Source organism: Hallella faecis (genome assembly GCF_018789675.1).
GTDB classification, from domain to species: Bacteria; Bacteroidota; Bacteroidia; order Bacteroidales; family Bacteroidaceae; genus Prevotella; species Prevotella faecis.
The window spans coordinates 96325-111641 of record NZ_JAHKBE010000002.1 but is presented as its reverse complement, the minus strand read 5'-3'; the positions used below and the strand labels follow the sequence as shown (position 1 = coordinate 111641).

13 protein-coding genes are annotated in these 15317 nt (G+C 50.5%); 2 read left to right on the top strand and 11 right to left on the bottom strand.

The window, feature by feature from the left end; translation table 11 throughout:
* Positions 1-469 precede the first annotated feature (469 nt).
* From KM934_RS01060 to KM934_RS01015, 10 genes are read right to left on the bottom strand one after another with little or no spacing between them, the layout of a single operon-like run.
* Positions 470-1939 carry an NADH-quinone oxidoreductase subunit N gene (locus KM934_RS01060; protein ID WP_215758801.1) on the bottom strand — a complete coding sequence of 490 codons (1470 nt, stop codon included), beginning with the start codon at positions 1937-1939 and terminating at the stop codon, positions 470-472.
* A 31-nt stretch (positions 1940-1970) separates the two neighbouring features.
* On the bottom strand, positions 1971-3494 hold the full coding sequence (locus tag KM934_RS01055) for a complex I subunit 4 family protein (RefSeq protein ID WP_215758751.1): 1524 nt from the start codon (positions 3492-3494) through the stop codon (positions 1971-1973).
* A gap of 32 nt (positions 3495-3526) precedes the next feature.
* Positions 3527-5485, bottom strand: coding sequence for an NADH-quinone oxidoreductase subunit L (gene nuoL / locus KM934_RS01050; protein WP_215758750.1), 1959 nt, complete (start codon positions 5483-5485; stop codon positions 3527-3529).
* Between the two features lie 9 nt (positions 5486-5494).
* On the bottom strand, positions 5495-5803 hold the full coding sequence (gene nuoK, locus KM934_RS01045; protein ID WP_215758749.1) for an NADH-quinone oxidoreductase subunit NuoK: 309 nt from the start codon (positions 5801-5803) through the stop codon (positions 5495-5497).
* Positions 5800-6330: an NADH-quinone oxidoreductase subunit J family protein gene (locus tag KM934_RS01040; protein ID WP_215758748.1), complete on the bottom strand. Its 531-nt coding sequence runs from the start codon at positions 6328-6330 to the stop codon at positions 5800-5802. Before KM934_RS01040 ends, nuoK begins: the two co-directional genes overlap by 4 nt.
* 6 nt (positions 6331-6336) lie before the next feature.
* Positions 6337-6903 carry a 4Fe-4S dicluster domain-containing protein gene (locus tag KM934_RS01035; RefSeq protein ID WP_215758747.1) on the bottom strand — a complete coding sequence of 189 codons (567 nt, stop codon included), beginning with the start codon at positions 6901-6903 and terminating at the stop codon, positions 6337-6339.
* 41 nt (positions 6904-6944) lie between these two features.
* Positions 6945-8030 carry an NADH-quinone oxidoreductase subunit NuoH gene (gene nuoH / locus KM934_RS01030; protein ID WP_215758746.1) on the bottom strand — a complete coding sequence of 362 codons (1086 nt, stop codon included), beginning with the start codon at positions 8028-8030 and terminating at the stop codon, positions 6945-6947.
* A 43-nt stretch (positions 8031-8073) separates the two neighbouring features.
* Positions 8074-9648: an NADH-quinone oxidoreductase subunit D-related protein gene (locus KM934_RS01025; RefSeq protein WP_215758745.1), complete on the bottom strand. Its 1575-nt coding sequence runs from the start codon at positions 9646-9648 to the stop codon at positions 8074-8076.
* A gap of 14 nt (positions 9649-9662) precedes the next feature.
* Positions 9663-10427, bottom strand: coding sequence for an NADH-quinone oxidoreductase subunit B (locus KM934_RS01020; RefSeq protein WP_215758744.1), 765 nt, complete (start codon positions 10425-10427; stop codon positions 9663-9665).
* A complete protein-coding gene (locus KM934_RS01015; RefSeq protein ID WP_215758743.1) occupies positions 10418-10783 on the bottom strand; it encodes an NADH-quinone oxidoreductase subunit A in 366 nt (121 codons plus the stop codon). Before KM934_RS01015 ends, KM934_RS01020 begins: the two co-directional genes overlap by 10 nt.
* 386 nt (positions 10784-11169) lie before the next feature.
* On the opposite strand from KM934_RS01015, the gene KM934_RS01010 reads away from it, so the two are divergent.
* Positions 11170-12081 carry an AEC family transporter gene (locus KM934_RS01010; protein ID WP_252344834.1) on the top strand — a complete coding sequence of 304 codons (912 nt, stop codon included), beginning with the start codon at positions 11170-11172 and terminating at the stop codon, positions 12079-12081.
* Between the two features lie 163 nt (positions 12082-12244).
* The gene (locus tag KM934_RS01005; protein WP_215758742.1) at positions 12245-14782 is read left to right on the top strand and encodes a mechanosensitive ion channel family protein; all 2538 of its coding nucleotides are present in this window, start codon (positions 12245-12247) and stop codon (positions 14780-14782) included.
* A 225-nt stretch (positions 14783-15007) separates the two neighbouring features.
* Here the strand turns inward: KM934_RS01005 and KM934_RS13240 are convergent, their stop codons facing one another.
* Positions 15008-15133 carry a hypothetical protein gene (locus KM934_RS13240; protein ID WP_262898216.1) on the bottom strand — a complete coding sequence of 42 codons (126 nt, stop codon included), beginning with the start codon at positions 15131-15133 and terminating at the stop codon, positions 15008-15010.
* Positions 15134-15317 lie beyond the last annotated feature (184 nt).

The window sequence follows — 15317 nt, the reverse complement described above, 5'->3', positions numbered from 1 at the left end:
ATCGCTACGATTCTTTCACTCTTTCAACCATTCCATATCTCATCTACGCATTTAACGGAAGAACCCAAAAAGAGGGCTCATGAAAGCCCTTACATAAAGCGAACCGCATAGAAAAGGGTTATAAAGAACAGCAATAATCGAACCGCAAAGAAAAGTAGTCTCGCGAAAGCCATTTTTGGCGACATATTTGTCGCCACCCCCCTCCCTTCAAAAAGCGCACCAAGCCGCTACCGCCTCAAAGCCCGGAGCGGCTTGGTGCATATAGCAACCCTCCTTACCACTTACCATCACCCGCTCATCATCGAAAAGCCATTATGCAACCTATGGTTCCGCCGTTGCGAATGGCCAAAAGGCTAACATGCAACAAGCCACTTTGAAGAATTCTCCAAAGTGGCTTGTTCTATTTATAGTGTCAACCTATATACGGAATGAAACCGTCAAGGCTGGCCAAGAGTGCCTAACGCCTGAATTACATCACAGAGGCAGCGTGAATCCAGTTGTAAACGATGCTGCACACTCCGAAGGCAACAACGCCAAGTGTGCAGATAGCCAAAGCCATCTTCGTGCTGTAAGAGCTCTTGAAGGTGGGCAATGGATTCTCGTTATCGCTGATGAACATGGCCTTCACGATGAGCAGATAGTAATACAGTGAGATCACCGTATTCACCAAGGCGATGAACACCACTGCATAGATGGTGGCACCAATAGCCGTGGTTACCTGTGCGCCATTGGCCGCAGCCATGAACACGAAGAACTTAGAGAACATGCCTGCGAACGGAGGAATTCCACCCAATGAGAACAGAGCCAACGTCAGAAGGAAGGCCAAACGGGGATTGGTCTTATAGAAGCCATTGTAAGCGTTCATGTTAACAACACCACCGTTATTCTCCTCAACAGCTGCGATGATAGAGAACACAGCGAGGTTGGCCACCACGTAGATGAGCACGTAGTAGGACAGGGCTGTGACGCTCATGGCTGAATTGCCAACCACAGCAAGCATGATATAGCCGGCCTGAGAGATAGAACTGAAGGCCATGAAGCGCTTCAGATCCTTCTGGTGGATGGCGAACAGGTTACCGATGGTGATTGACAACACGATGACAACCATCAACATGATCTGCCAATACTCCACGATGGGGGCGAAAACCTTCATCAGAATGGCGCAAAGTGCAAAGGCCGCAGCACCCTTAGAGGTAACGCTGAGATAACCTGTCACTGTGGTAGGAGCACCCTGGTAAGTGTCGGCTGTCCAGAAATGGAAGGGAACCAAGGAAATCTTGAAGCCCAAGCCGCTGAAGAAGAACACCATGCCAAGGATGCAAAGAGGAGTGGCTGAGATGTTAGCCATCACGTCATCGAAGTAGAGTGTGCCAGTGGCTGCATACAAGAAGCTGATGCCATAGAGCATAACGCCGCTTGAGAAAGTGGCGGTAAGAATAAACTTAGCACCGGCCTCGGCTGAGTTGTGACGATACTTATCGAACGCAACCAAGCAAGCCATAGGAACAGAAGCCATTTCAAGACCCAGGAAGAAGAGCAGGAAATGATTGGCAGAAACCATCATATTCATACCCAACAGGGTAGCGAGAACCAACTCATAGAACTCACCCTCCTTGAAGTTGGTGTCCTCACGCTGTAACCACTCGCGCGACTGCACAAAGACAATGAGCACACTGAAGGCGAGGATGGTCTTAATGACACCCACGCTGCCATTGGTCATATACATGCCACCAAAAGCTGTGGAAGCCTCAGTGGGCCAGATGTTAATGAAGATATGGGCCAGCATCAGTACGCACACAAGAGGATTGAACCAGTTGCGGTTGCGTGCTTCGCCGGGTTTCTTTGCGGTAAACAGGTCTGTAATGAACACAATCATCAAAGCGGCCATCAAGGTCACCTCGGGGATCATGTTTAAGAACTGACTATAATCTATATTCATCATTGTTATATCCAAATTTAAAATTGATACATTACATACCTGCAACAGCACCAGTTCCCATGATGTGATGAATCATCGGGGCCACAGCATCGTTGATGATGTTCTGAGCCCACAGAGGAGCCAAACCAAGTCCGGCGACGCAGAGAATCAGTCCACCAACGGCAACGCGCTCATCCCAAGTGGCATCGGTCAACTTGAAGAACGACTCATCGGCAACCTTTTGGTAGCAGATCTTACCTACAACACGAAGGATGTAAACAGCCGTGATGACGATAGATGTACAAGCAATGATGGTGCAAGCGCGGTGGAACGTGTCGTTCACCTCAAAAGCTCCAACGAAGATGTTCATCTCAGCTACGAATCCTGAGAAGCCAGGAAGACCGAGGTTGGCCAAACCGGCAATCACATAACCCACAGCGAGGAAAGGCATAACCTTCATCAAACCACCCAACTTGCGAACATCACGCGTACCAGCACGGTGATAAATCATACCAATGACGGCGAAGAAGAGGGCGGTCATCAAACCGTGAGAGAGCATCTGAAGAATGGCACCGGTGCAAGCGGTCTGAGTCATCATGACCAGGGCGAAGAGCACCATACCACAGTGTGACACAGATGAGTAGGCGTTGATGTATTTCAGGTCGGTCTGAACACAAGCCGACAGGGCACCATAGACCACAGAGATAGTGGTGAGGATCAAGAAGACCCAAGACAACTGCTGAGCAGCCTCTGGAAGAAGGTACATAGCCACACGGAAGCAACCATAACCTCCAAGCTTCATCAGCACACCAGCGTGCAGCATTGACACAGCCGTAGGCGCTGAAGCGTGACCATCGGGAGACCATGTGTGGAAGGGGAACAGAGCTCCGAGGATACCAAAACCGATGAAGATGAACGGGAAGAAAATCTTCTGGATGAAGGCGGGAATGGCGTGGAGCTGAGCTATCTCAACAACACTCATGGTGTACTGACCGCTAAACTGACCATTGAAGAAATAGATACCAAGGATACCGATGATCAGAAGGGCTGAACCACCCATCAACATCAGGGTCAGCTTCATGGCTGAATACTCCTTAGGACCTGTACCCCAGACGCCAATCAGCAGATACATAGGAATCAGCGCCACCTCGTAGAACATGAACATGGTGAACAAGTCGACAGAGATGAAGAAACCATACACACCGACAGACAGTAAGGTGAACCAAAGGAAATACTCCTTCTGCATGGGGTGCTGCTGCCAACTGGCGAACGTACCTGTGAAGACGATGATGGAACTCAGCAGCAACATAACCACAGAGATGCCATCAACACCGGTTCTATAATAGATGTTGAGCGGTTCAAACCAAGGGATTGCCGTGCCGAAAAGGAAGGGATATTGTTCGGCAGGCATTGTCTCACGCGCATTGACAAACGCTAAGACAAGGTAGATGGCAAGAGCAAGCAATGCCGTGGAGCCAACCACCATCACGCCACGAACCTGACTGTCGTTGCGAGCAAGCCACAAGGCCAGCAACATCACGACGGGTATAACGACGAATAATGTTAAAAATGTCATTTTCTTTTAGTTGTTTGGTGTTGGGATGTTAGTTAAATGCACAGCAGGATAAGTGTCAGAGCCACTGAACCCGTGAGGAACCAAACGGCATACTGGCGCACATCTCCACTCTGCCACGGACGGATGGCCTGACCACCCTCTTGTGTTGCCCAAGCTGAGAAGTTGAACATGCCATCGATAACGTGGCGGTCGAACCATGCAATGGGGATAGAGAAGCAACCAAAGACAATCTTGTGTGTGAAGAACTGCCAAGCATCGTCAATGTAGAAACGATTGAGAGCGGCCTTGTGCAACTTAGGCATGGCGGTAGCCAACTTGTTGGGCAGCGGATTATGCTTCGGTGCGTACATGTAAGTAGCGAGAGCGAAGCCAATCGTTGCAACAGCCAAAGACATCCAAGCTGTGGTTCCGAAATGGAAGTGCTGCAAAGCAATCTCCTCAACGTGACCATCCAATGACACAAAGTGGCCGAAAGGAATCCAACCTGCGAAGATGCTGATCACTGACAAGAACACCAACGGACCCCACATGATGAAGGGAACCTCGGCGGGCTTGCGACGGTGGTCGGGATCCTGCTCGTAGTAACTGTCACCCCAGAAGATGACATAGTAAAGACGGAACATATAGAAAGCGGTCATACCACTAACCAATGTCATGAAATAACCAAGATACGGTGAGAAGTGGAAGCAAGCGTCTACAATCTCATCCTTTGAGAAGAAACCTGCCAAAGGCCAGAATCCACTGATGGCAATCGTACCAATGAGGAAGCAGATGTTGGTGATAGGCATGTACTTATGCAATCCTCCCATGTACTCCTTGAAGTTGGAGCCGATGATGACAATAATGGCACCTGAGCAGAGGAACAACAAAGCCTTGAACATGGCGTGGGTGAACAGGTGGAACAGGGAAGCCATGTAACCAACGCTACCCTCACCTTCCATGGCAGTCACCACACCCAGGGCAGTAAGCATGTAAGCAATCTGAGAGATGGTTGAGAAAGCCAAGCCACGCTTAATATCGCTCTGGCAGCAAGCAACTGCGGCTGCGTAGAAAGCGGTGAAGGCTGCGATGTAAGCGATGTAATGCAAGGTGTTGGGAGCGTAAGCCACCCAAATAGGCATCAAAGCAGCTACCTGATAGACACCTGCCACAACCATCGTAGCGGCGTGGATAAGAGCAGACACAGGGGTCGGACCCTCCATGGCATCGGGCAACCAAATGTGCAAGGGGAACATAGCTGACTTACCTGCACCACCGATGAACATCAGGAAGAGCGACATCGGCAGGAAGTAAGCGGCTCCAGGCAACTTCATCACCAAAGAAGGATCGGCCGTCAGGTCATAGTTGAACGTTCCAACATAGTAGCTGTAGAACAGGATACCAATGAGGAAGAACAAGTCGGCGAAACGCGTAACGATGAATGCCTTCTTGGATGCGTGCACAGCAGCATGCTTGGGATAGTAAAAACCAATGAGCAGGTATGAGCAAACACCCACGAGCTCCCAGAACAGATACATCTGGAAGATGTTAGTGGCCACCACCAAGCCCAACATAGACATGGTGAACAAGCTCAAGTAAGCATAGAAACGCTGGAAACCAGGCTCATACTCCTCCTTCTTATAGTTCTCGTCACGCTCGGCCATGTAGCCAAACGAATAGATGTGAACCATGAAGGAAACAGTCGTAATGACGATGAGCATCATCACGCTGATAGGTGTCAGGCGGAAGCCGATGTTGAAGGTCAACAGCTCAGTGAACTTCATCCAAGTGAAGTTGAACACCGTCACCGTGGGGAACAAACCGTCGGCGCCACGTCCCTCAGCGAAGAAATAGTTATAAGCCGTATAAAGGCTCATGCACCACAGCACACCCAGTACTGCCGTGCCGATGAGTCCAGCGACGGGCTTCTTCATCTTCATACCGAGCAATCCCAAGACCAGGAAGCTCAAGAAGGGGAGAAGAAGTATTAAAAATGAATAACTGTATTCCATTGTGCGATATTAGAATTTCATGTTTTCAATACTGTTCACCTGGTCACTGCGATAGTTACGGTAAACGTTAATGATGATGGCCAAAGCCACGGCTGTCTCGGCAGCTGCCACTCCGATGGAGAACAACGTGAAGAACATGCCTTCAAGCTGACCGGGGAAGAGCAGGCGGTTGAACACCGCAAAGTTCAAGTCCACAGAGTTGAGAATCAACTCGACGGAGATCAGCATAGCCACAAGGTTGCGACGGGTGACAAAGCCAAAGACACCGATAAAGAACAACAGGGTGCTAAGCACCAAATAAAACTCTACAGGAATCATTTCTTGTCCTCCTTTCTTGCAATTAAGACACCACCGATGATACAAGCCAGCAGGAACACTGAGATGAACTCGAACGGCAGAACATACTGATACTTATCAGAACCAACGATGGCCTGCGCCACCTGGCTCATGTCATACTCCTCGATGGAACCTGCCACAGCTTTCACGATGAACTGGTTCTTCAGCAACACCACACCCACAGTGACCAGTCCGGCCAATGAGAGAAGGGCGCCCTGAAGTACACGCGACAGCTTGATGCGCTCGGTAAGACCTTGCAGAGAACGCTTGCTGACGAGCTGAATGGCAAACACATAAAGTACGGTGATACCACCGGCGTACACAGAAATCTGAGCTGCGCCAAGGTAGGTGTACCCCAACATGAAATAGATGCCTGCGATAGCGAAGAGCACGAACAGCAAGAATGTAACTGATCGCATGATGCTCTTGCTCATCACCGACAGGATAGCTGAGCCAAGGATGACTACGGCTAAGATGGTGAAAATAATGATATGCGCTAAACTTGCCATAGTCGGTTATTTGGTTTTAGTGTTAAACTCTCCAATTGTCAGAGGAGCGCCGCCATCAATGAGATTGGGCAACGAACCACCCTCATAGACCTCCTTGTCGAGGTGCAACACCAGTTTGGAACGGTCGAAGACCGCATTCTCAAAATCGTTGGTGAAATGAATGGCACCGAAGTTACATGCATTGACGCAGAGCTCGCAGAACATGCAGTCGCCAAGATCATAGATGTAATCGTCGAGCACCTTTGCCTTGCGCCCTGTCTCTTCGTCCGTCTCCATGTGCGACACAATCTTAATGGTGCCGTTGGGACATGCTTTCTCACACAGCGTGCAAGCTGTGCACTTGTAGTCGCCAACCTTCAGACCGCGTTTTACGGCCTGCGGGTCATCGAGGCTCTCAACGCGGCTGAAAACAAGACGTCCGCGGTGGCGAGGACTCACGTGCAACGTGGTCTTTCGGTTCTCAGGATACTGCTCTGTTGACTTAGGCGTGAAGTATTCCTTCATGGTCACCTTCAGGCCGGTAGCCAAAGTCTTGACAGCATCCTTAATACCGCCAAAATATGATTCAGACATATTTGATGATTTAATTATTGTTTACGTTAATGATCCATGAATTAAAACGTCAGGCCGAGGGACACACAAGCCGTCATAACAACGAGCGTGATGAGCGTGAGCGGCATGAGGTATTTCCACTCGAGTATCAGGATATGGTCGATGCGAAGACGGGGGAAGGTCCAACGAACCCACATCAAAACCCAGATCACTGCAAGCGTCTTACCAATGAACCAGACAAAGCCAGGGATGTAGTTCATCACCGCGTCGAAGCCGTCAACACCGATGTTGAGCGGAGCCCAACCGCCGAGGAAGATGGCTGCTGCCAAACCAGAGATAACCACAAGGTTCAAATACTCAGCCAGATAGAAGTAACCAAAGCCCATACCGCTATACTCAGTATGGTAACCAGCAGTCAGCTCACTCTCGGCCTCAGCCAAGTCGAACGGGCCACGGTTGGCCTCAGCGTTACCAGCGATAAGGAAGATGCAGAAAGCCACGATGGCAGGAATATGACCCTGAATGATGAGCCACTTCCAAGGGCCAGTCTGCGCCTCAACGATACCACTAAGCTGCATTGTGCCACAAAGCACAACTGCAATCACCATGCAAAGACCGAGCGACATCTCATAAGAGATCATCTGTACGGCACCACGCATAGCACTCACCACAGAGTACTTGTTATTTGAGCCCCAACCAGAGAGGATGACACCCAGCACACCAATAGAACTGATGGCGGTAATCATGAACACACCTACGTTGAAGTCGAGAACCTGCGCACCCTTGTTCCAAGGAAGGAACGAGAACGTACCCACACTGGCCACGATGGTCAAGCAGGGAGCGAGCGCATAGAGGAACTTGTCGGAACGGTCGACACCGAAGATCTCCTTGATGAGCATCTTCAGCACGTCGGCCAACACCTGGAAGACGCCCCAGGGACCCACACGCATAGGGCCAAGGCGACACTGGAACCAGGCGCAGACCTTACGCTCAAAGAATATCATGAACATGGCAATGAGGGCGTAGATGGTCAGAATGATCAGGCCCACCATGACACATTCGATAAGGATTGACCAAAAATCACCGAGGCCAAGGGTCTGTCGGAGAAGGTTGTCAAACCATGTTGTAACTATTTGGAAGTCAAACATTGATGCGAATGTTTTGTTTTTACTATATTACCTTATTATATTATTAGCGGTCGAGATCGGGGATCACGAAGTCGATCGAGGCACCTGTAGCGATGAGGTCGGCCACTTTCTGTCCGCGCAACATCTTATCGAACGCACCTGCGAAGGTGAGACCCATAGGACGCATCTTCAAACGGTACGGGCTCTTGTCGCCACGGCTGTCGAGATAGACACCAAACTCACCGGCTCCACCCTCAACGCTGGTGTACCACTGTCCCTCAGGAACCTTAATGATAGGTTTCTGCTTGATGTAGAACTCACCCTCGGGGATGTTGTCGATCAACTGCATGATGATATCGAGGCTCTGGTAAATCTCCTTGATATGGATCATATAACGCTCCATAGAGTCGGCTCCAGTGCCAGTGATTTCCTTCCAATCGACCTTATCGTAGACGGCATACGGATGATTCTTACGAACATCGTTATGCCATCCAGCGGCACGACCTGCTGGACCTGTAACGCCGTAGTTGACGCAATCCTCAAGATTCATGTAGCCCACACCCTCCAAACGCTTGTGGGTGATGACGTTATCACCAAAGACATCGAGGTATTCCTGCACCATGGGGCGCATGTAATTACAGAATGCCTTGGTGTTTTGCACGAAGTTGGGATCGATATCGTCCTGCAAACCGCCAATGCGGTAATAGTTCTGAATCAGACGGCCACCCGTGGTCTCCTCCATAACGTTGAGCAGATGCTCACGGTCGCGCATGCAATAAAGGAATGCGGTAAGAGCCGAGAGGTCCTGTGCGCAGGTTCCGAGGAAGAGCAAGTGGTTGTCGATACGCTGCAACTCATCCATAATGGTACGGATGTACTGGATGCGTTCTGACAGTTCCACGCCCATAGCCTCCTCTATGACAGACACCAACGCATGGCGATGGTGCATGGCGCAGAGGTAATTGAGACGATCGGTGAAAGCCAAGGTCTGAGGATAAGTCATGCTCTCCATCATCTTCTCCATACCACGGTGGATGTAACCGAGATGGGGATAGATATGCTTGATGGTCTCACCATCGACCACAGTCTGCAAACGCAGCACACCGTGAGTAGACGGGTGGTTAGGGCCAAAGTTGATAACGAAGTCGTCATCGTCGAACAGGCGGTGCTTGGTTTCCACCAACTCGCCATCCTTGGTGAGGTTCCACTCTGAAGTCCAGTCGCTCTCGGGCTCATCGGTCATAGGGAATTGGTTCTTCTCGGGACTCATGTCAAAGTCCTTACGGAGAGGCCAACCCTCAAAGTCGTTACGCATAAAGAGGCGGCGCATATCGGGATGACCGAGGAACTTAATGCCGAGGAAGTCGTAAACCTCACGTTCCAGCAAGTCGGACGAAGCCCAAACATGATAGATCGAAGGTATCACATACTCATCGCCCAGCTGCTTAGCCAACTGCTTCACACTGATGCGCTCATGGGTCTGTGTGTTCTCAAGGATGTAGATGCAGCCCAGCCCCTCCTCGGGTCCAAAGTCCTCACCCACAATCGTCACAAGGTAGTCGAAATGCTTCTCTGTCTTCAACTTCTTCATTTCTGCGAGGAAGTTGTCAAAGCCGAATTCTATATTACTCAGTTTCATTTCTTACACCTTATTTATTTGTTAACCTTATACTGCTCACCCTCGGCAGCCAGAGCGTCGAGCTCCTTGCCGAGCGCCTCAACGGTTTCCTTGTTGGGCGATTTCTTCACGATGATAGGCTCCTTGTTACCGATCTTGGCACCAGAGAGGTTCTCGTTAGAGATGCCATGCAATCCGCCAAGGCTCATGCTGGTTTCCTTCTCCTCGTGGGTCATCTTGTGGTTGGCTCCACCGAAGAACTTCTCCACCTTCACCTTACGCTGCAACTGCATCATACCATAGAGAATGGCCTCGGGACGGGGAGGGCAACCCGGCACATAGACATCGACGGGCACAATCTCGTCGATGCCGCGCACCACGCTATAGCTCTTCTTGAACGGGCCGCCCGAGATGGTACAACCACCCACGGCCACCACATATTTTGGCTCGGCCATTTCGTCATAAAGACGCTTGAAGACAGGAGCCATCTTATTAGTGATAGTACCGGCGCACATGATCAGGTCGGCCTGACGTGCAGAGTTACGCGTCACCTCGAAACCGAAGCGCGAGAAATCGTAACGGGCGCAACCCACAGCCATAAACTCAATACCGCAGCACGACGTACCGAAAGTCAGTGACCAAAGGGAGTTGCTGCGTCCCCAGTTGATAACTTGGTCCAAACTGCCAAGCACCACATTGACACCACCATCGTTCAGTTCTCTGGCGATGTCCTCCAGGGTCTCATTATCCTTAAACTCGTCGTAAGGAATGCTCTTGATGTGTGGTTTTCTTACTTCCATTCGAGTGCTCCTTTCCTCCAGGCATAAGCCAGACCAAATACCAAAACAAGCAGGAAGAATCCGATGCTCACGAGAGCATAGGGTCCCACTCCTGCCGCAACATACTGCTTGACAGCCACCGCCCACGGATAGAGCAGAACGGTCTCGATGTCGAACATCAGGAAAAGGATAGCGAACAGATAGTAACCCACGTTCATGGGCATCCAACTGCTACCTCGGGTGGGAATACCGCACTCGAAGGGCTCACCTTTTACCGGATTGTAAGAGCGCGGACCAATAAGCTTGGCTACGACGAATGCGCCGGCCACCAAGGTTAATGCCGTCAATACAACGGTAATCAACAAAGTGAAATTCATAAAAATATAACGTTATTTTAGATAATCTGTTTAGATACGCTTAAGCGACCGCAAAGGTAATAAATCTTTCGGTAACATTATCATCTTTTAACGAAAAATATCGGATTGAAGGAAGATGTTTTTTCAAGACTGCAAAGTTGGGCAAGCAAAGATTCGTCATCAATAACCGACGTATCGTTACCAAACCAAGGCAAATACAGGCATTAAGAACGAAATACACGCAAAAGCCCCCTTTCCTGACACAAAAGACGCCATATCACGAACGTATGAACACTTAGCACAAATCAATCTCAAACATTTGGTGTTTTCGACGAATCTACGTACTTTTGCAATCCCGACAGCGAGCATCACTTCCCGACAAGACTGCCCCTACTAAACAAAAGAACATGATAGAAAACATAGAAGTGATGGTGGTTCTCTTCATCATCGTATTATTAGGTTACACTCTGTGCAAACTGAGCTACATGGGCGACAAGTTCGACCAGAAACTATCGGCCATTGTCATCGACGTCACCTGCCCCGCCTTGATACTCTCATCCGTCATGGGCGACCGCATGCCCGACCGCACACTCATTCTCCCCCTGCTGGGCGTAGGTTTCCTCACCTATTTTGTATTGCTCATCTTCGGTTTCTGGGTACCGCGCCTCATCAGCAAGAATCACGACGAGCAGGGCATGATCGGCTTCGCACTCATGTTTGCCAACGTGGGGTTCATCGGTTATCCCATTGTTTCATCCATCTTCGGCCCAGAGGCCGTGTTCTACGCCGCCCTGCTCAACATGCCCAACACGTTTTTCATTTTCACCGCGGGCGTGATGCTTGTCAAGGGCGAATACAGCATCAAGCAACTCAACCCCAAGGTGCTTTTCTCGCCAGCAATGATTGCCGCCTTTCTTGCCGCGCTACTCGTGGCGTTGGGCGTGCGAACCCCAGATGTAGTGGGCCGCCCCATCACCATGGTGGGCGCCATCACCGTACCTGCGGCTCTCATGGTCATCGGTTCATCAATGGCGCGGCTGCCGTTGCGCCAGATTGTAGGCAGCCCGAAGGTCTACGTGTCGTCAGCCGTCAGACTGCTGGTAGTGCCGTTATCGATCTACGCCCTCTTCCGTTTTTGCGGTGTCAGCGACATTGTCAACAACATCAACACGGTGGTCATCGCCATGCCAGTGGCGTCGTTTGGCACAATGTTCTGCATGAAGTATGGCCGCGAGCCATCGCTAATGACCGAGATCACGTTTGTCACCACCGTGGCCTCTATTGCCACCATACCCCTTGTCACACTGCTATTCAGATAGGAAGGCCAACACGAAAAGCCTTTCAGCCGCCCCGCCAAACGCCAAGTTCCACTGTTTCTTGCGACATAACAAGAAACAGAAAACAACCACATCATTTTGTGGGTACAGGCAGAATGGTAAGTGAAATTATTTTTATACCTTTGCAAGAAAATAGACCATTTACATGAAGACAAGATCGTTCATCATCACCCTGTTGCTCCTGTTGGCCGTGCTACCAAGCAAGGCTGTGCTCAAGGAACGCAACTTGGCCGGCACGCTGGCCATGCTACGCATCGAACTGACCGAATACCGCCAAAAGCTCGAAAGCGAGACGGGTGCGCGAAAGGAGCAGAGTCAACAGGTAATGAACCAACTGCTGGCCACAATGAACAAAAGCCAGCAGAATGCCATCATGCTTTATTCGCAGAAGAACGGCTACGTGTTCGACCTGTCGTACGCATGCCATGAGGCTACCGAACAATACAAGACGTTCAAGAACACCGTGGGGCCCTTCCGATCGTACGTGGAGAATGCCAATGTGGAGATTGCACGCTTCGACAGCCTCATCTCCGACCTCAGCAACATGTATGTGGCCAGTCTTTCTGAAAGAGCCAAGATCGACCGCAACGTGTGCCTCACATTGGCTGTCTACATCCGTCGCACGCTCAACGAGAACCGCTCACAAAACCAAATGTATATCAACATTTACAACCTGACTGAACAGCGACTCAAGAATCTCAACGACTACGCCAACAAGCGCTATCAGGAGATACAAAGCAGCATCTTCACCAACAGCGGCGAAAACGTCCTTACGGTCATCGAGAACCTAAACGGTGCAGTGAAGGAAACCACCGAAACGGTCATCGAGAAATACAAACCCACCAAGAAATTCAAGTCGGACTGGGACAGTCGCATCATACTCATGCTACTGGCCATCATCGCCTTCTACGGCATCCTTGCCGCGTCAATAGGCTACTTGGTCATTGGCTTTGTGGTGACCCGCCTTGTTAGGCACAACAAGGCCGACTTCGTGCTGCGCTGGCTCTTTGGTGATACAAGTGGCAACGAGGCCAAGGAAAACTTCAAGGCGAAACGCATGTGCATCATCCTGGCCGCCACGGTCATCATCTTTGCCGCCACACTGGGCGTGGTACGCATCTCCATCTCACAAAACTTCCTTATCATGGCATCGGGCCTGCTTGTCGAATACGCATGGCTCATGGGTGTCATCCTGCTGTCGCTGCTCATACGCCTCGACGGCAAGCAGATCAAGCATGGCCTTCGCATCTACGTGCCCATCATGGCCATCTGCTTCCTCGTCATCACGTTCCGCGTGGTGCTCATTCCAAACATCCTGACGAGCATCATCTTACCTTTCGTGTTGCTTGGCAGCACCGTATGGCAATGGATAGCGCTCAAACGGAACAAGGCTGTTCTCCCCTCGTCGGATGTGTTCTATGCTTGGGTGTCGTTTCTTGTGTTCCTGGCCAGCGACGTAGCCTCGCTCATCGGTTACACACTGCTCGCCGTGGAGATGCTGATATGGTGGACCATGCAGCTCACGTGCATACTGACCATCAACTGTTTCTCCAACATTCTCAAACGCTATGGCAGTCATCCCAACCGCCGCTTCTTCGACGATAACACGCCGGTGAGCCGCACATGGTTCTTCCGCTTCGTCTACACGGCTGTGGCGCCCATTATGGCTACCTTTTCTGTCCTCATCAGCATCTATTGGGCTGCCGACGTGTTCAATCTTAGCGACACATCGTGGGAATTGTTTAACCGTCGCCTCATCGACACCACCAAGTTCACTTTCAGCATCATGAGGGCAGTGCAGGCAACCACACTCTTCTTTATAGCCTCCTACGTCAATCGCGTATCGATTCACGTGCTTTACTACCACCTCATGAACCGTGAGACGCGCAAGGCCAAAGAGGAGAAACGCAAGGCCAGCACGCAAGCGGTAACGAGCCGCATCGCCATTTGGCGCAACCTCATCCAGGTGCTCATTTGGGGCACATGGTTGCTCATCACGATGATTATCTTCAACATCGACAATTCATGGATCGTGGCCATCTCAGCAGGTTTGTCAACGGGTATCGGTTTCGCCATGAAAGACATCCTGGAGAACCTCTACTACGGCATATCGCTCATGGCCGGCCGCATCAAGGTGGGCGACTACATCGCCATCGAGGGAACAAAGGGAACGGTGAAAGCAATCTCCTACACCTCCACCACCGTTGAGGCGCTCGACGGTTCGGTTATCGCTTTCCAAAATTCGCAGCTCTTCGCCAAGAACTACAAAAACCTGACTCGCAACCACGGCAACGTGCTATCAATCATTCCCATCGGCGTGGCTTACGGAACCAGCGTTCCCCAGGTGAAGCAGATCGTAAACGAGGTAGTAACACCCCTCAACAAGCCAGGCTACATCAAGTATATCAAGGTAACACTCGCCGGCTTTGGCGACAACTCGGTCGACTTCAAGATCTTGGCTTGGGTCGACTCACGCAAGCAGAGCGACGCCGAGGGCGAAATTATGGAAGCCGTGTACAACGCCTTCAACGACCACAACATTGAGATTCCGTTCCCACAGCGCGACATCCACATCGTTTCCGATACGGCCCACCTCGTTCCGCCCTCACCCACCTCACCCATCCAACACGCCGACTCGTTGGAAGAGGCTGAGGAGCAACTGCGAAACGACACAAAGGATTGATAAAACACAAATGACGAGTGATGGGGATTCTGCCAATCGGCAAGAACCCCCATCACTTTTTGTATCCCTTTGCGCTTAGAGCCTTTCTCGCATTAAACCTATATCCACAACAATGTCATCCAAATCAACATCAATGATATCTTCGGAACCTTTCTCGCATTAAACCTAAATCCACAACTTGCTTCGCAACACCCATAATCACAATCCAATCACAGGGAAGTCGCCTTACTCACTACCGAGCCATAACGCCAGGTAGCCCCAGGCTATTTGGGCGGCAAAAAACTCCTCTGCCGTATCGAAGCAGGTTTCTTTCTCACTGTTATAATAGCGGCCACTCAGACTTTTAGCCATTCTCAGCAACATGGTGTCAATTCGTACTGTCGCTCCGTCCCCCAGTCGTTGTCCTCAGGATAATCCATTTCCGACATCAAAAAAAGGACATGGCGAAAGATCAGAAAGGCTATCGCAAAACTTCTAATGGCTCATCAAACCAGCCCATACATAATGAAAAAATGCAGGCTCCCACTTGCTCCAT